This is a genomic window from Alsobacter metallidurans (assembly GCF_014636935.1).
In the GTDB taxonomy this organism is placed as follows: Bacteria; Pseudomonadota; Alphaproteobacteria; order Rhizobiales; family Beijerinckiaceae; genus Alsobacter; species Alsobacter metallidurans.
In genome coordinates this window covers 954670-973622 of sequence record NZ_BMES01000001.1, presented here as the reverse complement: position 1 = coordinate 973622, position 18953 = coordinate 954670, and the positions used below count along the sequence as shown (strand labels likewise).

Sequence of the window (18953 nt, the reverse complement as noted above, 5' to 3'; positions counted from 1 at the left end):
GGGCTTTGAGACGTTCGACGAGATGAAATCGCAAAGGCCTTTGCGGAAGCGAGGGCCTTTCTCGTTTCAGTAGATCACCACCGAACGGATCGACTTGCCTTCGTGCATGAGGTCGAAGCCCTCGTTGATGCGCTCCAGCGGCATCGTGTGGGTGATCAGGTCGTCGATGTTGATCTTGCCGTCCATGTACCAGTCGACGATGCGCGGCACGTCGGTGCGACCGCGGGCGCCGCCGAAGGCCGAGCCTTTCCAGACACGGCCGGTGACAAGCTGGAACGGTCGCGTGGCGATCTCGGCCCCCGCCGGCGCGACGCCGATGATGATCGACTGGCCCCAGCCCTTGTGGCAGCACTCCAGCGCTTGGCGCATGACGTTCACGTTGCCGGTGCAGTCGAACGAGTAGTCCGCGCCGCCCTTGGTGAGCTCGACCAGGTGGGCGACGAGATCGCCCTCGACCTCCTTGGGGTTTACGAAGTGGGTCATGCCGAACTTCGTGGCGAGATCCTTTTTGGACGGGTTCACGTCGACGCCGACGATCTGCTCGGCGCCGACGAGCCGCAGGCCCTGGATGACGTTGAGGCCGATGCCGCCGAGGCCGAACACCACCGCGCGCGCGCCGGCCTCCACCTTGGCGGTCCAGATCACCGCGCCGATGCCGGTGGTGACGCCGCAGCCGATGTAGCAGACCTTGTCAAAGGGCGCGTCGGGGCGAATCTTCGCCACCGCAATCTCTGGGACGACGATGTAGTTGGAGAAGGTGGACGTGCCCATGTAGTGCAGCACGGGCTTGCCCTCGAACCTGAATCGGCTGGAGCCGTCCGGCATCAGGCCGCGACCCTGGGTGGTGCGGATCTTCTGGCAAAGGTTGGTCTTGCGCGAGAGGCAGTACTCGCACTCGCGGCACTCGGGCGTGTAGAGCGGGATGACGTGGTCGCCCTTGCGCAGCGAGCTGACGCCGGGGCCACAGTCCACCACCACACCCGCGCCCTCGTGCCCGAGCACGGCGGGAAACAGCCCTTCCGGATCGGCGCCCGACAGCGTGTACGCGTCGGTGTGGCAAATGCCGGTCGCCTTGACCTCGATGAGGACCTCCCCCTCGCGCGGCCCGTCGAGATCGAGCTCGACGATCTCCAGCGGCTTGTTGGCGGCGAAGGCGACGGCGGCGCGGGTCTTCATGAACTATCTCCGGTTGTGCAACCGGAGACTATCGCGCGACCGCCGGGGAAGGCCAGAGCCGGCGGCGCTTCAGGCCGCCCGAACGATGTCGCGGGCGGCCTGCGCCTCATAGGCGGCGAGCTTCTCGCGAATGAGGCCAGGGGAGGCGTTCAGCCCGCGGGCGGTGAGATCGCGGTGAAGCTTTGCGACAAGCGCGGCCTTGTCCTTGGCCTGGGCGCACTCGGCGAGATAGATCGAGATCATGTCGGGCGGAACAAGCATCAGGCGGGCGGCCCAGAGCCCGGCGAGCATGTCGCGGCGCTCCTCGACAACGCTCGGCGGGCGGCCAGGACGCGAGCGGGCAGAGTCGAGCGTGGTCGGCGCAGCCATCGTAATGCCCTCCCGGGTTGACGCACGCCCGCGACAATCGCGCGCCGCGACAACCACTGCCGCATCACACGTAGTATATTTGACCGCAATGTGGCGGCGCGTATCGAAATAAATCGAGCACCTCCGGCCGGCATCCCTTGTGAGCCGTGCAACGGCATCCCACGTGATGTAACATCGGGGTCCGGGCCCCTCTGGTAGTCTCGCAAGGGACTACGATGTCGGACTCTTCCACCTGCCGTACGTGTAAGAACGTCGCGCTCTTGGGAGTCTCTCATGCAATATACATCTCCCCTCAGTGTATATCAGCCGTCCTACGAGCGAAGCTCGGTGGCTGATGCGGAGCGCCGGCTGGACGCCATCGCACGCCTGCTGGACAGCGCCGTGCGGATTCCCGGCACCCGCATCACGTTCGGCGCGGACGCGGTGCTGAACCTGATCCCCGGCGCGGGCCTCATCGCCGCCAAGGGCGTCTCGGCCTACCTGATCTGGGAGGCGCACCGGCTCGGCGCGCCCAAGGCGATGCTGGTCCGCATGGCCGGGCACGTCTGTGTCGACGCGGTCTTGAGCGCGATCCCGGTCGTGGGCTGGGTCGGCGACGTCTTCTACCGCGCGAACCTCAAGAACATGGCGCTGCTGCGCGGCCATCTGGCCGAGCGTCGCCGCCCGGCGACGCGCTGATCCGAAATCGGGGGAGACTTCCATGCCGACACGACACAAGAGCCTGCAGGCCGCGATGCGCGACTATGTGCACGACCTCAATGGCGCGGACGCCGAGATGGTGTTCGAGAACGTGGTCGCCGGATGCGCGATCATCGCCTATGCGGACGGCTGGGTGACGCCAGACGAGGAGCGCCGAATGCTGGGGCTCATCCTGGGCGCCGACGCGCTGCGCGGCTTTGGGCCCGCCGATCTCGCGCACGCCTTCGAGGAGGCCACGGCGCGCTTCGAGGCGGACCACGACGGGGCCGAGACGAAGGCGCTGGCCGCCATCGCCCGCCTGAAGGGCCGGCGCGAGCACGCCGACATGCTGATGCGGATCTGCTGCGCGGTGGCGGTGGCGGACGGCGCCTTCGACGCGGAGGAGCGGAGAGCGGCCGGGCGGATCTGCGATGCGCTGGGGCTCAATCCCACGGCTTTCGACCTGCGCGACGCGGCCTGACGGACGCTTGCAGCCCCGGTGCCAGGGCCCGCCGAAGATAGCGAGACGGCGCAACGGCCAGAGCAGACGCGAAATCTGCCCTGGCTTCTTGTGGGATCAGAAAAGACCGTTGCCGTTCCGAGCCTGCGCGGCGGGCGCGATGGGCTGCATAACGTCCCAGTGCTCGACGATCAGGCCGTCCTCGACCCGGAACAAGTCGTAGTAAGCAGTCGGTTCTCCGCCGAAGGCGCCTTCCGACTGGGTGAGCACGAAGTTGCCCTCGGCAATGACCCGGTGGAGCTTGTGGTACTCCATCTTGACGCCCTGTTTGCCGAGCGCCTCGATGGCGGCGCCGAGACCATCCAATCCGTCCGCGATCGCGGAGTTGTGCTGGTGATAGGTTTTGGTGCTGATGAAAGAGGTCAGGCGGTCGAAGCGCCCGCCGAGCAGCACCTCGGTCACGAACTCTGTCACGAGGGCGCGATTGGCCCCGGTCTTGTCGAGATCTTTGATCTCGGTGGGGCCGTCGGTCTGGAGGCGTCCGGACGGGTTGGGTGGCGTTTCGGGTCCAAGGCCGTCCCAATGCTCCACGATGCGACCGTTCTCGACCCGGAAGATGTCGAAGGCGACCAGCGGGTCGGGCCCGAACCCGTGATAGGTCACGTGCATGGCGACGAGATCGTTCTCGGCGATCACACGATGCGTCGTGACCGAGAAGCCCTGGGCGCCTGCGAGAATGCGCACAAGGCCTTTCAGGCCTTCCACGCCATCCGCGACCCCCGGGTTGTGCTGGATGTAGCTCGGACCGAAGTACAAGTCGACGAGATCAGGTTTCAACTGGCTAAACAACTGGCTTGTCGCGGTTACGACGAGCTCTTTTGCATTCTCCGTCACGAATTCCCTCCAGATACAACCTTAAGTGCAGGCTTCCGGTGTAATCTTCCAAACCAATTCGAGACACACGCTCATTCAGCCCAGATGATGCAAATTCAGAAGCCGATGCCTACTTGCACCGGCGCGAAAAATAAGCAAATGACTATTTTCCACAGCACTAGGTAACCTGAAGGTTACCTGTTCAGGACGACATCATGGCCTGGAACGCCTACGACAAAAACTGCCCAACTCGCATCGTTCTTGACCGCATTGCCGACAAGTGGACCGTGCTGCTCCTCGGCCTCCTGAGCGAGCGCCCGTATCGCTTCAACGAGATACGCAAGAACCTCGACGGCGTTTCCCAGAAAGTCCTGACACAGGTGCTTCGGGAACTTGAACGGGACGGCGTGATCGCGCGAACCGTCAGCATCACATCACCTGTGATGGTGCATTATTCCATTACGCCATTCGGAATGACGCTCGCCGCCGTCGTGCGCACGCTGACGGCATGGGCGGAAACCAACATCGAAACCATTCTGCAGTCGCGCAACGCGGCCGGCGAACCGGGGCGATCATAATCGCGTCCGCAACAGCGAATGGCTGGAATTCAAGTTCCGGCGGCGTGTGCGGCGAGGCGCCCGGAGCGGATCGGCGCCTAGTGACCGCCGCCGGGCGCCGCGCCGGGCTTGGGCGGGGCCGGCTTGCGCAGCACCATCACGAGCATCGCGGTGGCGAGGAAGAGCCCCGTCAGCAGCAGGAAGGCGTCGCCGAAGGCCATGACCTGCGCCTCCCGGCGAACGATCAGAGCCAGCTTCTTCAGCGCCGCCATCTCGGCGTCAGAGCCAAGGCTGGAGAGCGCGCCCTGCAGGCCCGCCAGGGTTTCGAGCGCCTTGTTGCTGCTCCACGTCACCTGCTCGTGCAGACGCGCGAGGTGGAGGTCCATGCGGTCGTTCAACACCGTGTTGATGATCGCCAGCCCCACCGCGCCGCCGAGGTTGCGGGTGAGATTGTAGAGGCCCGACGCATTCTTCAGGCGCGCCGGCGGCAGGGTGCCGAGCGCGAGGTTGTTGATGGGGACCATGCAGAACATCAGCGAGCAGCCGCGCAGGATCTGCGGCCAGAGCAGCTCTGAAAAATCCCAATCCTTGGTGATGCCGGACGCGATCCAGGTGCCGCCCGCAAAGCCGCACAGGCCCATGAACAGCATCAGCCGGGGATCGAGCTTGCCGGAAAGCCGGCCAGCGATCGGGGCCGTGAAGAACATGCAGAGGCCGGTGACGAACATCGTCTCGCCGATCTGCAGCGCCGAGTAGCCGCGCACGCGCCCGAGATAGACCGGATACAGATAGGTGAGGCCGTAAAGGCCGATGCCCAGCACGAACGAAAAGGCGGACCCGCCCGCGAAGTTGCGGTCCTTGAAGGCATAGAGATCCACGATGGGTTCTTCGGCGGTGAGCACGCGCCAGAAGAATGCGACGCCGGCCGACACCATCACGACCGTGAAGGCGAGAATCAGCGGCTCCTGAAACCAGTCCTTGGTGGGGCCTTCCTCCAGCACGTATTCGAGGCTGCCCAGAAAGGCCGCCATGAAGCCGAGGCCCCACCAGTCGAACCGGTCCAGCAGGCTCATCTCGGGCTTGTCGAAGTCGATCAGCGAGTATGTCGCGACCGACACGATGATCCCCGGGATCACGTTCACCAGAAACAGCCAGTGCCAGGAGAACAGCTCGGTGAGGTAGCCGCCCACCGTCGGGCCGATCGTCGGCGCGAGCGTGGCGACGAGGCCGATCAGCGGCGAGATGACGTTGCGCTTGGAGGGCGGGAAGATCGTGAACGCGGCCGCGAACACGCTCGGGATCATGCCGCCGCCGATGAAGCCCTGGATCGCCCGGTAGACGATCATCTGCTCCAGGCTGGTGGCGGTGGCGCACAGCGCGCTCGCCAGCGTGAACCCGGCCGCCGAGGCGGCGAAGAGGTAGCGCGTCGAGAACGCCCGGCCGAGGAAGCCCGACAGCGGGATCATGATCACTTCGGCGATCAGGTAGGCGGTCTGCACCCACGAGATCTCGTCGGCGGAGGCCGACAGGCCGGCCTGGATCTCGGCCAGCGAGGCCGAGACGATCTGGATGTCCAGGATGGCCATGAACATCCCGAACACCATCGCGAAGAATGCGACGAGGCGCTTGGGATCGATGCGGTCCGGGTTCGCGGCGGCCGCAGGGCGCGCGGGCGCGGGAACCGAACTGCCGGTCGCGGTTGCATCCGTCATGGAAGCTGCTCCTCGCGAGGGCGTTAGTCGGCCTTGGCGCTGCGGGTCGGCTCGGCGGCGGCGGCCGAGACCGGGCCTTCGCCATCGCGCTTGGTCCACACGTTGGCGACCACCGACAGGCCGGGGCGGAGCAGGCCCTGGCGGGCGACGTCCTCCGGCACGCCGATGCGCACCGGCACGCGCTGGACGATCTTGGTGAAGTTGCCGGTGGCGTTCTCGGGCGGCAGCAGGCTGAAGATGGAGCCCGACGCCGGCGCGAAGCTCAGCACATGGCCCTCCAGCTTGCGGCCCGGCAGCGCATCGACCTCGATCTCGACCTTCTGGCCGGGCTGGATGCGGGCGAGCTGCGTCTCCTTGAAGTTGGCTTCCACATAGACGGAGCCGAGCGGCACCAGGGCGGCGAGGCGCGCGCCGGGCTGCACGTAGTTGCCGACCTCGACGGCGCGGTTGCCGATGACGCCGTCCACCGGCGCGGTGACGACCGTGAAGGAGAGGTCGCGCTCGGACTTGGCCAGCGCGGTCTTCAACTCCTCCAGCACATGCACGGCTTCCTGGGCCTGCGCCTGAGTGACCGCGATGTTGGCCTCCGCGCTGGCGAGCGCCGCCTTGGCGGATTCCACGTTGGCGACGGCGCGGTCGCGGTCGGAGCGGGTCTGGTCGAGGCGCTGCTTGGAGCCGAAATCGGTGGCCGCCAGCGTCTGCGCGCGGGAGAAGTCGGCCGAGGCCCGGACCTGCTCGGCCTCGGCCGAAGTCTGCTGGGCGCGCGCCTGGCCGAGGGCGGCCGTCTGGGCCTCGACCTGCCTCTGGATGCGCTCGATCGTGCTCTGCTGGGTCTCGACCTTGTTTCGGGCCGCCGCCACCGCAAGCTTGTAGTCGCCGTCGTCGATGCGCGCCACGACGTCGCCGGCCTTCACGGCGGCGTTGTTGGCGAAAGGCACGGCCGTCACATAGCCGGCCACCTTGGCCGCCACCGTGGTGACGTCCGCGCGCACATAGGCGTCGTCGGTCGACACCACGAACCGGCCATGCGTCCACCAGCCATAGCCGAACCAGCCGCCGCCCCCGAGAGCGGCCAGCAGCACGGCCGTGAGAATGAACTTCTTTTTGGACCGCTTCGGCGGAATGATCTGCCCTTCAAGCCCGCGCGAGGCGGCAGGGCCACCCTGCTGGCTCACGAGCGAACCGCCCACGCGCGGCTCATCCCCAACGCCGACCGGCGTTTCGGGGGTGCGGGTCTGGACGGGGGGCACGCCAGTCGCTTCTGCCATCACGAGTTCTCCTCGGGTCGTCTTACAACCCGCTTCCTTAAGACCGTCTTCATCGAACCGAACGGTTCGGTCATTTCTCCCTTGCAATATGGGTCTTCGTCGCCGATATCAAGGGCTGACCGAACCGTTCGGTCATTTTTTGGAGATGCCGCCCACGATGAGCCGAGGCCCTGGTTCCGACGTCCTGATCGATCGCTCCGCCCTTCCGTCCGAGGCCGGCGACGCGCCTGCGCGGCCCGAGGCCGGCGATACGGCCAAGCGGCGGCAGATCATCGACGGCGCGCGCGCCCTGTTTCTGGAGCGCGGCTTCGACAGCGCCAGCATGGGCGAAATCGCGCGCCGGGCCGGCGTTTCCAAGGGGACGCTCTATGTTTATTTCGAGAACAAGGAGCAGCTCTTCTGCGCCATCATGGACGAGGAGCGTCGGACCCATCTCGATCGCCTCGGGACGCTGGATCCGGACCGCGATACGCGCGAGACGCTGATCGCCTTTGGTCGCGCACTCGTGACATTCATCCTGAAGACCAAGACGGTCGCCGCCATGCGGGCCGCGATCGCGATCGCGGAGCGGATGCCGGAGGTCGGGCGCGCGTTTTACGCCCGCGGGCCCGCCACCACCATCTCGACCATGGCGACCTATCTCGATCGCAAGGTCGCGCAGGGCGAACTCGTGATCGCGGACACTCGCCTGGCGGCGACGCAGTTGCTGGATCTTTACCAGACCTCGCTGGTGCGCCCTGCCCTGTTCGGTCTCGAGCCGTCGGACGCCGAATTCGACGAGCGTGTCGAAACGGTTGTGACTGCCGGGGTGGACCTCTTTCTGCGTGCACACAAAGCGGGCTAGGCTCCTGCCTGTGCGATCTCGCACATGACGGGGACGCAGGTCGTGCTTGAAGATCTCCGTGGCTCGTCGCGCCACAGGAGCCCCCCATGACGAACAAGATCGACCTCATTTTCATCAGTTGCGCGCTCATCTACGCCACGCTGGGCGTGGGCCTCGGCATCGGCATGGGCGTCGCCCAGAACTTCGCCTATGCGCACCTGCACGCTCACATCAACCTGCTCGGCTGGGCCACGATGGCGCTCTACGGCATTGTGCACCGCTGCTGGCCGGAGCTGCGCCGGAGCAAGCTCGCGACCGTGCAGTTCTGGCTCGCCACCCTGGGGACGCCCGTGTTCCTGATCGGCCTGCCCTTCGCGCAGTTTCGCGACCAGCCGCTCGGCGCGATCCTGGGTTCATTGATGATCTTCGCGGGCGTGCTGTGTTTCCTCGCGCTGTTTGCCCGCAGCGCTTTCGGCCGCACGGCGGCGCCGAGTGTGGAATTGGCCGCAGGCCGCGTCTGACATTTTCCGGAAGCCCCCCGGAAACACCAAACCCGGCTGGATGCCCCAGCCGGGTTTTTTGCTTTCAGTTGTGATGCTGTCGCGGCGCTTCAGGCCCGCCCACTCCCTGCTTCAAGGCAGGGGCGGCCTTGCGGCAGCTCGCCATTCTGCGGCGTCAGTTCGCCGTGACGCCGGCCTGCTTCAGCACGGGCGTCCAGCGGGCAACTTCGGCGGCCACGAAGGTCTTGAGCGCTTCGCGGGTGCGGCCCTTTTCATCCGGCAGCACGCCGCCGAGGTCGAGGAGGCGCTTCTTGGTGGTCTCGTCCGTGAGGGCCTTCACGAGCGCATCGTTCAGCTTGGCCGTGATGGCGTCCGGCGTGCCCTTGGGGGCGAAGATCGCGTTCCAGGCGCTCACCTGGTACTCGGGCATGCCGGCTTCCTTGGTGGTGGGCACGTCCGGCAAGGCCGGCGAACGCTCGGGCGTCGCGACCGCGTAGGCCTTGATGGAGCCCGCCTTGATCTGCTCCACGAGGTTGACGATCTGGTCGCACATGAAGTCGACCTGGCCGGAGACGAGATCGTTGAGGGCCGGGCCGGTGCCCTTGTAGGGAACGGCGGTCGGCTTGATGCCGAGCTGCACGTTCAGCATCACGCAGGTGGTGTGCGACACGGAGCCGACGCCCGCATGGGCCTCGTTGAGCTTGTCGTTCTGCTGCTTGGCGTAGGCCATGAACTCCTTCAAGTCCTTCGGCGGCAGGTCCCTGCGGGCGACGATCAGGATCGGCGTTCCGGCCGCCATGCCGACGGTCTCGAAGTCCTTGGTGGGGTCGTATTTCAGGTTCGGGTACAGGGCCGGAGCGGCGCCGTGCGTGCCCATGTGCCCCATCATGATGTTGTAGCCATCCGGCGCCGCCTGGGCGGTGCGCGTCGTGCCCGTTGTGCCGCCGGCGCCGGCGACGTTCTCGACCACGATCTGCTGGCCGAGCGTACGCGACATGTGCTCGCTGACGATGCGGGCGACGATGTCGGTGGGTCCGCCGGCCGCGAACGGCACGACCATGGTGATCGGCTTGGTCGGATAGGCCTGGGCGTGGCCCGCCGCTGTTGCGGCGAGCAGGGCGGCGGTGGCGATCAGCAGTCTCTTCATGACGATCCCTTCCTTGCGGCGCCCCTTGCGGACGCTCTCTCGATTCAGTTTGCAGATGATGCGCCGGGCGCGGGAGCCCGGATCACTCGGTAAACACCTCGTCGCGGCTCTTCTGGATGGACGGCAGCAGCGCCAGCACGAGCATGATGGCGGCGACGACCAGCAACCCCGCCGAAACCGGGCGCTCAATGAATGTCGAGAAGCTGCCGCGCGACAGGATCAGCGCCTGCCGCAGCTTCTCCTCCATCAACTTGCCGAGCACGAAGCCGAGCAGCAGCGGCGCGGGCTCGAAGCTGAACTTGATCAGCACGTAGCCGATCAGGCCGAAGAAGGCCGTGAACAGCACGTCCGACGGGTTGTTGTTGATGGAGTAGATGCCAATGCAGCAGAAGATCAGGATGGCCGGGAACATCAGCCGGTAAGGCACCTTCAGGAGCTTCACCCACAGCCCGACCAGCGGCAGGTTGATGATCAGCAGCATCAGGTTGCCGATCCACATCGAGACGACCATGCCCCAGAACAGGTTGGGGTTCTTGGTCATCACCTGCGGGCCGGGGATGATGCCGTGGATCGTCATGGCGCCGACCATGAGGGCCATCACGGCGTTGGGCGGGATGCCGAGCGTCAGCAGCGGGATGAAGGCGGTCTGCGCGCCGGCGTTGTTGGCCGATTCCGGCCCCGCCACACCCTCGATGGCCCCGCGGCCGAAGCGGCGCGGGTCTTTGGCGATCTTTTTTTCCAACGTGTACGACGCGAAGGGCCCCAACACCGCTCCGTTGCCGGGCAGGATTCCCAAGATCGCGCCGAGCCCTGTGCCGCGCACCACGGGCCAGAAGGACTGCTTCAGATCCGCCATGCTGGGCAGCAGCCGGCCGATCGAGCCCCTCACGACGTCGCGGGTTTCGGGGCTCTCGATGTTGCGCAGGATCTCGGCGAAGCCGAACAGGCCCATGGCCAGAACCGCAAAGTCGACGCCGTCCGACAGGTCCTGCAGCCCCATGGTGAGACGTTCCTGGCCGGACTCGAGATCGGTGCCGACCGTGGACAGAAGCAGGCCGAGCACGATCATCGCTAGCGCCTTGACGACCGAGCCGCGCGCCAGCACGACCGCGAAAACGAGGCCCATCACCATGAGCGAGAAATACTCGGCGGGGCCGAACAGCAGCGCGAGCTTGGTGAGCGGCAAACCGAGCGCGGCGATCACCAGCGTGGCGACGCAACCGGCGAAGAACGAGCCCAGCGCCGCGATGCCGAGCGCCACGCCGGCGCGGCCTTGCTTCGCCATCTGGTGGCCGTCCAGCGTGGTGACCACCGAGGTGGCCTCACCGGGGATGTTCACCAGGATGGCCGTGGTGGAGCCGCCATATTGCGCGCCGTAGTAGATGCCGGCGAGCATGATCAGCGCGCCCGTCGGGTCCAGCCCGAAGGTGATCGGCAGCAGAATGGCGATGGTGGCGATCGGGCCCACGCCGGGCAGCACGCCGATCAGCGTGCCGATCAGGCAGCCTATGAAGCACAGCAGGATGTTGACCGGCAGCGGCATGACGCCGAGCAGCGGGACGTTGACGTCGACGAGCTTCAGGACGGTCGAGAAGCCGAGCGCGAGATTGGCGAAAAGATCCATGATGCGCTCAGAACAGGGTGAAAACGGGGATCGGCAACGACAGCATCACCTTGAACAGGAGGATGCAGAACGCCGTCATGCACACGGAGAAGATCACGGCCTCCTTCCAGCGCACCTCGTCGCTGGCGAAGCAGCTGACAAGCATCGCGACCGGGCCCGCGATCGCCAGGCCGGCCGTGCGAATCAGAAGCGCGAACACGATCACGGAGCCGAGGATGAAGATGGGACCGCGCAGGTTCCAACGCTCCAGCGCCGGACCGTCCTCCAGAAAGGCGAGCACCACCAGGATGAAGCCGAACAGCCCGACCAGCACGGCCAGCGAGGTCGGCAGCATGCCGGCGCCCATGGAGCGTAGCGTGCCGAGGGGCAGGTCGGCGCCCTGCCAGAGCGCGAACGCCGCCACCGCGAGGAGGAACAGGCCCGCCGCCCCGTCCTGCGGATTGCGCACCCTCAGCCCTCCGCCTCCGTGTGAGGCGCCCTCTTGCGTGCCGGCCATTCCAACTCCCCGGGAGCCGCGTCACGCTCCACGCAGGGGAGGTCGTCGGCTTTTCGTGATTTCTTCGCTCCTTTTGTTGCAATAGGCTCGCGGAAGATCAAGCCGCATCAGCGAGATAAGCGGCGAAGCACGAGGAAACGGCATCGATGACCCAGCAAGCCAGCAATCGCGTCCACCGCATCGCGGTGATCCCCGGCGACGGCATCGGCAAGGAAACGGTGCCGGAAGGCGTGCGCGTGCTGGAAGCGGCCGCCAAGAAGTTCGGCTTCAAGCTGCAGCTCGACGATTTCGATTTCGCCAGCTGCGACTATTACGCGCGCCACGGCCGCATGATGCCGGAGGACTGGAAGGAGCGCATCGGCCAGCACGACGCCATCTTCTTCGGCGCGGTGGGCTGGCCCGACACGGTGCCGGACCACGTCTCGCTGTGGGGCTCGCTGATCCTGTTCCGGCGCGAGTTCGACCAGTACGTCAACCTGCGCCCCTGCAAGCTGATGCCGGGCGTCCCCTCCCCGCTCGCCGGCCGGCAGCCGGGCGACATCGACTTCTACGTCGTGCGCGAAAACACCGAAGGCGAGTACTCGGCCCTCGGCGGGCGCATGTTCCCGGGTACGGACCGCGAATTCGTCGTGCAGGAGAGCGTGTTCACGCGCCACGGCACCGACCGGATCCTGAAATTCGCGTTCGACCTGGCGCAAAAGCGCGAGAAGAAGCATCTCACCTCGGCGACCAAGTCCAACGGCATCGCGATCACGATGCCGTATTGGGACGAGCGCGTGGAGGCCATGGCCAAGAGCTACCCGGACGTGCGGTGGGACAAGTACCACATCGACATCCTGACGGCCCATTTCGTCCAGAACCCGGACCGCTTCGACGTGGTGGTGGCGTCAAACCTGTTCGGCGACATCCTGTCCGACCTCGGCCCGGCCTGCACGGGCACCATCGCGATCGCGCCGTCCGGCAACATCAACCCGGAGCGTAAATTCCCGTCGCTGTTCGAGCCCGTGCATGGCTCCGCGCCGGACATCGCCGGCAAGGGCATCGCCAATCCGATCGGCCAGATCTGGTCCGCCGCCATGATGCTGGAGCATCTGGGCGAGGTGGAAGCCGGCCGCGCCATCCTGCAGGCGATCGAGACGGTGCTGTCCGAGCCCAAGCTGCGCACCGGCGACCTCAAGGGGCCGGCCAACACGGTTACGTGCGCCAAGGCGGTTGCGGACGCGCTGGCCTAACGACCGACGGGCCGGCCCGCGCGTGTGCGGCCGGCCCTTGCAGAACATTGCGGATTGCCAATGTTTGTTTCGGCCGCTACCACACCGGCGGGCCGGACGAGCGTTGCGCAATGGACATCAATCCCCAGACCCTGCTGTCGATCCTCCAGATCATCTGGATCGACCTGCTGCTGTCGGGCGACAACGCGGTCGTGATCGCGCTGGCGTGCCGCTCGTTGCCGCCCGCCAAGCGGCGGATCGGCATCGTGCTCGGCGCGGGCACCGCCGTGGTGCTGCGCATCATCTTCGCGTTTATCATCAGCTGGCTGCTGGAGGTGCCGTTCCTGGGCGTGGCCGGCGGCGCGTTGCTGTTCTGGATCGCCGTGAAGCTGGTGCTGGGCGAGGAAGAGGAGCACGCCGTCTCGGAGAGCGAGACGCTCTGGCAGGCCGTGCGCACCATCGCGATCGCGGACGCGGTGATGAGCCTCGACAACGTGGTCGCGATCGCGGCGGCGGCGGACGGCAACGCGGCGCTGTTTGTGTTCGGCCTCCTGGTTTCGATCCCGCTGATCGTGGTCGGCTCGACGCTGATCATGGCCCTGATCGCGCGGTTTCCGGTCTTCGTCTGGGGCGGCGCCGCCCTGCTGGGCTGGATCGGCGGCGAGATGATCGTCACCGATCCGTGGGTCGTGGCGCAGATCGGCCCGAGCGCGGCGTCGTGGAAATATCCGGCCGCGGCTGCGGGCGCCGCATTGGTGCTCCTCCTCGCGTGGGCCTTGCGCGCGAGGCGGTCCGCGGTGCATCACCCTTCGTGAAGCAAACCGCCACACGACGAGTGATCGCCTCCCATGGATTTCAATCTGCAGACCGGGCTCGCGATCCTCGAGGTCGTGTGGGTCAACATCCTCCTGTCGGGCGATAACGCCGTCGTCATCGCGCTCGCATGCCGGGGATTGCCCGCCCGCCAGCGCCGCGTCGGCCTGGTGCTGGGCGCCGGCGTCGCGGTGCTGCTGCGCATCATCTTCACGATCGTGGTCGCCAAGCTGCTGGCGACGCCGTTTCTGCGCATCATCGGCTCGCTGCTGCTGCTCTGGGTCGCCGTGAAGCTGATCTCGGACGAGGACGAGGGCGAAGGCGACATCAAGGCCAGCGACCGCCTGCTCAGCGCCATCTGGACCATCGCGGTGGCCGACATGGTGATGAGCCTCGACAACGTGCTCGCCATTGCGGCCATCGCCAAGGACAGCATGGCGCTAATGGCGCTGGGGCTGCTGATCTCGATCCCGCTGATTGTCGCGGGCGCGACCCTGATCATGGCGCTGCTGGCGCGCTTCCCGCTTCTGGTCTGGGCCGGCGCGGGCCTTCTTGGCTGGGTGGCGGGCGAGATGCTGGATTCGGATCCCTATCTGGTGGAGAGGTTCGGCGAAGCGCAGCTCAAGCACCTCGAGATCCCCTTCGCGATCGCCGGAACGGCCCTCGTTCTCGGCCTGGGCTACGCGCTGAAACGGCGCGCCCATTCGGCCGCGACCTGAGCCGCCAATGACGGAGGCCGCCCCCCCGCCGCCCGTCACCCTGAAGGGCATGCTGCACGGAGCCAGGCTGATCACGCCGCTGATCCCGGGCAGCCTCGTGTTCGCGGCGGCCTTCGGCACCACGGCCGCCCAGAAGGGGCTCAGCGTGCTCGAAACCATGCTGATGAGCGCCTTCATGTATGCCGGCTCGGCCCAGCTCGTCGCGCTGGAGCTTTGGCGCACGGACGTGTGGACGGGCGCGGCTATCCTGGCGATCGCCACCGTGGTGTTCACCGTAAACGCCCGCATGATCCTTCAGGGCGCCTCGCTGCAACCGTGGATCTATCCGCTGCCCAATCGCGTGCTCTGGCCGAGCCTGGCGCTGCTGACCGACGCCAACTGGCTGATCGGCACGCGCTACCACGCCGATGGCGGCCGCGACGCCGGCGTGCTGATCGGCGCCGGGGCGGCGCTTTGGGTTGTGTGGTTCGCAGGCACGCTGCCGGGCCGGCTTGTGGGCGGGCTGGTGGACCACCCCGAGCGCTTCGGCATCGACCTCGTGATGCCGATCGTCTTCACCGCCATGGTGGTTCCGCTGTGGAAGGGCCGGCAGGATACGATCTGCTGGAGCGTCGCCGCGCTGGCGGCTCTCGCGACGGCGTCGATCGCCCCCGGCTACATGTTCGTGGTGGCGGGGGGCCTGGCGGGCTCCCTCACGGGCGCGCTGCTGGGCGTGCTGGACGACCGGAGGCGGCGGCCGCATGGGTGAGGGCGCGTATCTCGGCTTCTCGGCCGGCTCACTCGCGGCAATCCTCGCGATGGCTTTGGCGAGCTACCTGTGCCGCGTGCTCGGCGTCATCCTGATGGCCCATGTGCCGCTGACCACGCCGGTGCGGCGCGGCCTGGCGGCGCTGCCGGGCTCCATCATAGTGGCCATCATCGCGCCGCTGGTGGTGCGCGGCGGCCCGGCCGCCCTGGCGGCGCTCGGAGCCGCCCTGGTGTCCATGCTGATCCGCCGCAACGAGTTGCTGGCGCTCGCGGTGGGCCTGACCGTGGTGACGATCCTTCGCGCCCTCGGGGTTTGACGGCCGCCGACGACGCGCGCCGGCGGCCGAAGGGCCTGCTCAGTCGAAAGTGACCTTGCGGCCGTCGAAATACACCGTGTGGGCTTCGCAGATATCGATTTCCCAGGCGTCGCCGACCTGCTGGCCGCCGTCTGTGGTGCGCCAGCCGACGCGGACCTCGATCTCGCACGGGCCGTCCTGCAGGAACTCGAGCGCCCGGCTTTGGCCGGAGCCGATATCCGAGCGAATCCAATTCTTGCTCCAGCCATTGCCCTCGTTGCTCTGGAACGACGAGATAATGTATTTCGACGTATTCTTGACCGTGAAGGTCAGGCTCTTGGCCGACGCCGGGAGACCCGGAAGTGTCGCCAGAGCGGCGGCCGCGGCGATGACCACCAGTCTGTTCATGTTCTGCTCCGTCCTGAATAAAGCTGCGCAAACGCCTTCCGTCGCAGTGCGCAAAGCAGTCCAGGGCTGGATTAGCAGATCGCGCGCGGCCGAGCGGCGAAAACTCGATAACGATTTAATTGACTTATTTAAACAAGAAAATATCACCGGCTTTGGCGAATTTGGCTATTTCAAACGCTCGGTGATGCGCTTGGCCAACAGATCGCGCACGTCCCGGTAAGCGTCGAGCTTCTGCTCGCGCGAACCTTGCACCAAGGTCGGGTCCGGGGTCGGCCAATACTCGACCTCCACCGCGTGCGTGCGGGTCATCTCCATGGCCTTGTGGTGCGCTTCGGGGCTCAGCGAGACGATCAGGTCGAAGTTCAGGCCCTCCCAATCCTCCAGTTCCTCAAGCGTCCGCGGCTTGTGCTTGCTGGCGTCGATGCCGATCTCGTCCAGGGCCGCGATCATGAACGGGTCGACATCGCCCTTGCGGGCGCCGGCCGACTGCACATAGACGGATTTGCCGAAGTAATGGCGCGCCATGGCCTCCGCCATGGGCGAGCGCACGGCGTTGTACGCGCAGGCGAACAGCACTGCGCCGACCTTCCGGCCGGTGGGGCCATCCGCCGCCATCAGCCCTTCCAGTGCAGGGCCATGATGAGCGTGATCAACCTTCGCGCCGTATCGAAATCGACCTCGACCTTGCCTTCCAGGCGCTGCACGAGGAGCTCGGCGGCCTCGTTGTGCAATCCTCGCCGCCCCATGTCGATCGCCTCGATCTGGGCGGCGCTCTGGGTGCGGATAGCCGCATAGTAGCTCTCGCAGACCATGAAGTAGTCCTTCACGACCCGGCGGAATGGGGCGAGCGACAGGATGTGGGTGATGAGGCTGGCTCCGGCTTGGTCGCGCACGTCCAGCGCCAGCTTGCCTTCCAGCAGGCCGATATGTAGCACATACGGGCCACCCTCGTGGCCCGGCAGCCCAAAGCTGTTTGACTCGATGAGGTCGTAGATCGCGATGGCGCGCTCGTGCTCCTGCTCGGGCGCGGCGCGCCCGATCGACACGTCGTCCAGCGTCACGGCGGCGAGGCGCTTCTGCGGCGTCCTGCTTTGGTCCGGCCCCTGCCCCATACGACGCCCCTCAGCCCAGGTTCAGCCTCACGGCGATCGAGCGCGCATGCGCCTCCAGCCCCTCGGACCGCGCCAACGTGATGGCGGCCGGGCCAAGCTGGCGCAGCGACTCGGGATCGCACTTCAGGATGGACGTCCGCTTCATGAAGTCCAGCACGCCGAGTCCGGACGAAAACCGCGCCGACCGCGCGGTGGGCAGCACATGGTTGGGCCCTCCCACATAGTCGCCGATCGCCTCCGGGGTGTGGCTGCCCAGAAAGATGGAGCCGGCATTGCGGATCTGTCCGGCCAAGGCCTCCGCGTCCTCGCATTCGAGCTCGAGATGCTCGGGCGCGAGGCGATCGATCAGCGGCACGGCCTGGGCCAGTGAGGGTGTGAGCAGGATGGCGCCGAAGTCGCGCCAGCTCGCGCCCGCGATGGCGGCGCGCGGCAGGGTGGAGAGCCGGCGCTCCACGGCTTCCGCCACGGAGTCGGCCAATTCGGCCGAGTCGGTGATCAGGATGGATTGGGCCGCGGCGTCGTGCTCGGCCTGCGCCAACAGGTCGGCCGCAATCCAGTCCGGGTTGGCGTGGCAATCGGCCACCACCACCACCTCGGAGGGTCCGGCGATCATGTCGATTCCGACCTGCCCGAACACGCGCCGCTTGGCGGCCGCCACATAGGCGTTGCCTGGGCCGACGATCTTGGCGACGGGCGCAATCGTATCGGTGCCGTAGGCCAGCGCCGCGATCGCCTGCGCGCCGCCAACGCGGTAGATCTCGGACACGCCCGCGACCCGCGCCGCGGCCAGCACGAGCGGGTTCAGGACGCCGTCGGGCGACGGCACCACCATTACGATGCGAGGCACGCCGGCCACGCGCGCGGGCACGGCGTTCATCAGCACGGACGACGGATAGCTCGCAGTGCCGCCCGGAACATAGAGACCTGCGGCCTCGACGGCCGTCCAGCGGTGGCCGAGCTCAACGCCAAGCGTGTCCGTGAAGCGCTCGTCCGAAGGCTTCTGGCGGGCGTGGTAAGCCTCGATGCGGTCGCGCGCCGTGCGCAGCGCCACAATGGCGTCCGGGTCGCAGCGCGCCCACGCCGCCTCGATCTCGGCCTCCGTGACCTTGAGGCCGGCGGCGTCCAGTTCGAGCCGGTCGAACCGACGCGTGTAATCGACCAGGGCGGCGTCGCCGCGCGCGATCACGTCCTCGATGATCGCCTTCACGGCGAGGTCGACATCCTCCGACACCTCGCGCTTGGCGGCGAGCAGGCCGGCGAAGTCGCGCGCGAAGGTCGGCGACCCGGCGTCGAGGCGCATCGGCATCGTGGTTCCTCAGTCCTGGAGCTGGTGGACGGGGCGGTTGGGCGTTTCCCAGGCGGGGCCCAGGTCCCGCATCTCGGCTTCCAGGCACTCGACCTCGAGCCGGATCGCGCCGCCGCCCGAAAACACGAGCGTGACTAAGCCGGACGGCGCGTCGGTGGGCTGGAACGTGACTGCGAGCAGGTTGAGAACGGCGTCCGGGGCGTCGCCGCGCACACGACTACGCTGCACCTTCAGCACCCGCGCAAACGACAGGCCGGTGCGCCGGCGCTCGCCGGTTTCGGTGCGCTGCGCCTCCCAGGCGAAGCGGTTCGCCACCAGCGCGAACCGCTTCTCGCGCGGCAGCCACGTGATGTCGCCGACCTTCAGGACGGCGTCCTGCAGGTGGGCGGACACGACAGCCAGGTCCTCGTCGTCGAGCGCGACCAGCTTCAGGGCGTTGACGCCTGTCATTCACGTTCCTCGCTTCGCAAGACCCTGTAGCCGGGCTGCCGCGCGGGCGCAACGCATCCGCACCGGCCCCGGCGCGCTCGGCGCGGGCCACGATCCATGTGTGATCCAGAGATGGTCCGAAAAGGGCGCGCCGCAAGTGGCGGGCGCTAGGCGTATTGGCGCCTCTCTCGCCGAAGCGCGGAGAGGGCCGGCTTGGGGGTGGCTGGAC

23 protein-coding genes are annotated in these 18953 nt (G+C 66.9%); 10 read left to right on the top strand and 13 right to left on the bottom strand.

Annotation, left to right across the window (positions count from 1 at the left end; translation table 11 throughout):
- Nucleotides 1-66: 66 nt before the first annotated feature.
- Entirely contained in the window at nt 67-1176 is a 1110-nt protein-coding gene (locus IEV99_RS04245; RefSeq protein ID WP_188516458.1) for an S-(hydroxymethyl)glutathione dehydrogenase/class III alcohol dehydrogenase, read from the bottom strand.
- A gap of 69 nt (nt 1177-1245) precedes the next feature.
- A complete protein-coding gene (locus IEV99_RS04240) occupies nt 1246-1545 on the bottom strand; it encodes an ATPase inhibitor subunit zeta (RefSeq protein ID WP_188516457.1) in 300 nt (99 codons plus the stop codon).
- A gap of 327 nt (nt 1546-1872) precedes the next feature.
- On the opposite strand from IEV99_RS04240, the gene IEV99_RS04235 reads away from it, so the two are divergent.
- Both IEV99_RS04235 and IEV99_RS04230 read left to right on the top strand, forming a co-directional pair.
- Entirely contained in the window at nt 1873-2223 is a 351-nt protein-coding gene (locus tag IEV99_RS04235) for a DUF4112 domain-containing protein (RefSeq protein ID WP_210318619.1), read from the top strand.
- A gap of 22 nt (nt 2224-2245) precedes the next feature.
- Nucleotides 2246-2704 (top strand): tellurite resistance TerB family protein, encoded by a 459-nt coding sequence (locus tag IEV99_RS04230; protein WP_188516455.1) that lies wholly within the window; start codon nt 2246-2248, stop codon nt 2702-2704.
- 96 nt (nt 2705-2800) lie between these two features.
- Here IEV99_RS04230 and IEV99_RS04225 read toward each other — a convergent pair whose 3' ends face one another.
- A complete protein-coding gene (locus tag IEV99_RS04225; RefSeq protein ID WP_188516454.1) occupies nt 2801-3577 on the bottom strand; it encodes a nuclear transport factor 2 family protein in 777 nt (258 codons plus the stop codon).
- A gap of 194 nt (nt 3578-3771) precedes the next feature.
- Between IEV99_RS04225 and IEV99_RS04220 the strand changes: the two genes are divergently transcribed.
- Nucleotides 3772-4134 (top strand): winged helix-turn-helix transcriptional regulator, encoded by a 363-nt coding sequence (locus IEV99_RS04220; protein WP_188516453.1) that lies wholly within the window; start codon nt 3772-3774, stop codon nt 4132-4134.
- A 77-nt stretch (nt 4135-4211) separates the two neighbouring features.
- Here the strand turns inward: IEV99_RS04220 and IEV99_RS04215 are convergent, their stop codons facing one another.
- Together IEV99_RS04215 and IEV99_RS04210 are read right to left on the bottom strand one after the other, a co-directional pair.
- A complete protein-coding gene (locus IEV99_RS04215) occupies nt 4212-5825 on the bottom strand; it encodes a DHA2 family efflux MFS transporter permease subunit (RefSeq protein ID WP_188516452.1) in 1614 nt (537 codons plus the stop codon).
- Between the two features lie 23 nt (nt 5826-5848).
- Complete coding sequence (locus tag IEV99_RS04210) at nt 5849-7093, bottom strand: HlyD family secretion protein (RefSeq protein ID WP_188516451.1); 1245 nt, start codon at nt 7091-7093, stop codon at nt 5849-5851.
- 157 nt (nt 7094-7250) lie between these two features.
- On the opposite strand from IEV99_RS04210, the gene IEV99_RS04205 reads away from it, so the two are divergent.
- Together IEV99_RS04205 and IEV99_RS04200 are read left to right on the top strand one after the other, a co-directional pair.
- Nucleotides 7251-7937, top strand: a complete 687-nt coding sequence (locus IEV99_RS04205; protein WP_188516450.1) for a TetR/AcrR family transcriptional regulator — start codon at nt 7251-7253, stop codon at nt 7935-7937.
- 86 nt (nt 7938-8023) lie between these two features.
- Complete coding sequence (locus IEV99_RS04200) at nt 8024-8437, top strand: cytochrome-c oxidase (protein WP_188516449.1); 414 nt, start codon at nt 8024-8026, stop codon at nt 8435-8437.
- Nucleotides 8438-8591: 154 nt separating this feature from the next.
- Here the strand turns inward: IEV99_RS04200 and IEV99_RS04195 are convergent, their stop codons facing one another.
- From IEV99_RS04195 to IEV99_RS04185, 3 genes are all read right to left on the bottom strand, one after another.
- Nucleotides 8592-9563: a tripartite tricarboxylate transporter substrate-binding protein gene (locus IEV99_RS04195; RefSeq protein WP_188516448.1), complete on the bottom strand. Its 972-nt coding sequence runs from the start codon at nt 9561-9563 to the stop codon at nt 8592-8594.
- Nucleotides 9564-9645: 82 nt separating this feature from the next.
- A complete protein-coding gene (locus tag IEV99_RS04190) occupies nt 9646-11190 on the bottom strand; it encodes a tripartite tricarboxylate transporter permease (protein WP_371875777.1) in 1545 nt (514 codons plus the stop codon).
- Between the two features lie 4 nt (nt 11191-11194).
- Nucleotides 11195-11635, bottom strand: coding sequence for a tripartite tricarboxylate transporter TctB family protein (locus IEV99_RS04185; RefSeq protein WP_210318618.1), 441 nt, complete (start codon nt 11633-11635; stop codon nt 11195-11197).
- Nucleotides 11636-11829: 194 nt separating this feature from the next.
- Between IEV99_RS04185 and IEV99_RS04180 the strand changes: the two genes are divergently transcribed.
- The 5 genes from IEV99_RS04180 to IEV99_RS04160 all read left to right on the top strand — a co-directional run bounded on the left by IEV99_RS04180 (nt 11830) and on the right by IEV99_RS04160 (nt 15490).
- A complete protein-coding gene (locus tag IEV99_RS04180) occupies nt 11830-12915 on the top strand; it encodes a tartrate dehydrogenase (RefSeq protein ID WP_188516445.1) in 1086 nt (361 codons plus the stop codon).
- Between the two features lie 110 nt (nt 12916-13025).
- Nucleotides 13026-13709 (top strand): TerC family protein, encoded by a 684-nt coding sequence (locus tag IEV99_RS04175; RefSeq protein ID WP_188516444.1) that lies wholly within the window; start codon nt 13026-13028, stop codon nt 13707-13709.
- 33 nt (nt 13710-13742) lie between these two features.
- Complete coding sequence (locus IEV99_RS04170; RefSeq protein WP_188516443.1) at nt 13743-14426, top strand: TerC family protein; 684 nt, start codon at nt 13743-13745, stop codon at nt 14424-14426.
- A gap of 7 nt (nt 14427-14433) precedes the next feature.
- Nucleotides 14434-15174, top strand: coding sequence for an AzlC family ABC transporter permease (locus IEV99_RS04165; protein ID WP_188516442.1), 741 nt, complete (start codon nt 14434-14436; stop codon nt 15172-15174).
- Complete coding sequence (locus IEV99_RS04160; protein WP_188516441.1) at nt 15167-15490, top strand: AzlD family protein; 324 nt, start codon at nt 15167-15169, stop codon at nt 15488-15490. Before IEV99_RS04165 ends, IEV99_RS04160 begins: the two co-directional genes overlap by 8 nt.
- A 39-nt stretch (nt 15491-15529) precedes the next feature.
- Here IEV99_RS04160 and IEV99_RS04155 read toward each other — a convergent pair whose 3' ends face one another.
- The 5 genes from IEV99_RS04155 to IEV99_RS04135 all read right to left on the bottom strand — a co-directional run bounded on the left by IEV99_RS04155 (nt 15530) and on the right by IEV99_RS04135 (nt 18745).
- Nucleotides 15530-15877 (bottom strand): hypothetical protein, encoded by a 348-nt coding sequence (locus IEV99_RS04155; protein WP_188516440.1) that lies wholly within the window; start codon nt 15875-15877, stop codon nt 15530-15532.
- A gap of 165 nt (nt 15878-16042) precedes the next feature.
- The gene (locus IEV99_RS04150) at nt 16043-16492 is read right to left on the bottom strand and encodes an arsenate-mycothiol transferase ArsC (protein WP_188516439.1); all 450 of its coding nucleotides are present in this window, start codon (nt 16490-16492) and stop codon (nt 16043-16045) included.
- Entirely contained in the window at nt 16492-16989 is a 498-nt protein-coding gene (locus IEV99_RS04145; protein ID WP_188516438.1) for a UPF0262 family protein, read from the bottom strand. Before IEV99_RS04145 ends, IEV99_RS04150 begins: the two co-directional genes overlap by 1 nt.
- 10 nt (nt 16990-16999) lie before the next feature.
- Nucleotides 17000-18295: a histidinol dehydrogenase gene (hisD, locus tag IEV99_RS04140; RefSeq protein ID WP_188516437.1), complete on the bottom strand. Its 1296-nt coding sequence runs from the start codon at nt 18293-18295 to the stop codon at nt 17000-17002.
- 9 nt (nt 18296-18304) lie between these two features.
- A complete protein-coding gene (locus IEV99_RS04135; RefSeq protein ID WP_188516436.1) occupies nt 18305-18745 on the bottom strand; it encodes a DUF2948 family protein in 441 nt (146 codons plus the stop codon).
- Nucleotides 18746-18953 lie beyond the last annotated feature (208 nt).

Bases quoted from the DNA above. Each gene is read 5' to 3' on its own strand.
- IEV99_RS04245 (WP_188516458.1), bottom strand. From the start codon at position 1,176: ATGAAGACCCGCGCCGCCGTCGCCTTCGCCGCCAACAAGCCGCTGGAG.
- IEV99_RS04240 (WP_188516457.1), bottom strand. From the start codon at position 1,545: ATGGCTGCGCCGACCACGCTCGACTCTGCCCGCTCGCGTCCTGGCCGC.
- IEV99_RS04230 (WP_188516455.1), top strand. From the start codon at position 2,246: ATGCCGACACGACACAAGAGCCTGCAGGCCGCGATGCGCGACTATGTG.
- IEV99_RS04220 (WP_188516453.1), top strand. From the start codon at position 3,772: ATGGCCTGGAACGCCTACGACAAAAACTGCCCAACTCGCATCGTTCTT.
- IEV99_RS04215 (WP_188516452.1), bottom strand. From the start codon at position 5,825: ATGACGGATGCAACCGCGACCGGCAGTTCGGTTCCCGCGCCCGCGCGC.
- IEV99_RS04210 (WP_188516451.1), bottom strand. From the start codon at position 7,093: ATGGCAGAAGCGACTGGCGTGCCCCCCGTCCAGACCCGCACCCCCGAA.
- IEV99_RS04205 (WP_188516450.1), top strand. From the start codon at position 7,251: ATGAGCCGAGGCCCTGGTTCCGACGTCCTGATCGATCGCTCCGCCCTT.
- IEV99_RS04200 (WP_188516449.1), top strand. From the start codon at position 8,024: ATGACGAACAAGATCGACCTCATTTTCATCAGTTGCGCGCTCATCTAC.
- IEV99_RS04195 (WP_188516448.1), bottom strand. From the start codon at position 9,563: ATGAAGAGACTGCTGATCGCCACCGCCGCCCTGCTCGCCGCAACAGCG.
- IEV99_RS04180 (WP_188516445.1), top strand. From the start codon at position 11,830: ATGACCCAGCAAGCCAGCAATCGCGTCCACCGCATCGCGGTGATCCCC.
- IEV99_RS04175 (WP_188516444.1), top strand. From the start codon at position 13,026: ATGGACATCAATCCCCAGACCCTGCTGTCGATCCTCCAGATCATCTGG.
- IEV99_RS04170 (WP_188516443.1), top strand. From the start codon at position 13,743: ATGGATTTCAATCTGCAGACCGGGCTCGCGATCCTCGAGGTCGTGTGG.
- IEV99_RS04165 (WP_188516442.1), top strand. From the start codon at position 14,434: ATGACGGAGGCCGCCCCCCCGCCGCCCGTCACCCTGAAGGGCATGCTG.
- IEV99_RS04160 (WP_188516441.1), top strand. From the start codon at position 15,167: ATGGGTGAGGGCGCGTATCTCGGCTTCTCGGCCGGCTCACTCGCGGCA.
- IEV99_RS04155 (WP_188516440.1), bottom strand. From the start codon at position 15,877: ATGAACAGACTGGTGGTCATCGCCGCGGCCGCCGCTCTGGCGACACTT.
- IEV99_RS04150 (WP_188516439.1), bottom strand. From the start codon at position 16,492: ATGGCGGCGGATGGCCCCACCGGCCGGAAGGTCGGCGCAGTGCTGTTC.
- IEV99_RS04145 (WP_188516438.1), bottom strand. From the start codon at position 16,989: ATGGGGCAGGGGCCGGACCAAAGCAGGACGCCGCAGAAGCGCCTCGCC.
- hisD (WP_188516437.1), bottom strand. From the start codon at position 18,295: ATGCCGATGCGCCTCGACGCCGGGTCGCCGACCTTCGCGCGCGACTTC.
- IEV99_RS04135 (WP_188516436.1), bottom strand. From the start codon at position 18,745: ATGACAGGCGTCAACGCCCTGAAGCTGGTCGCGCTCGACGACGAGGAC.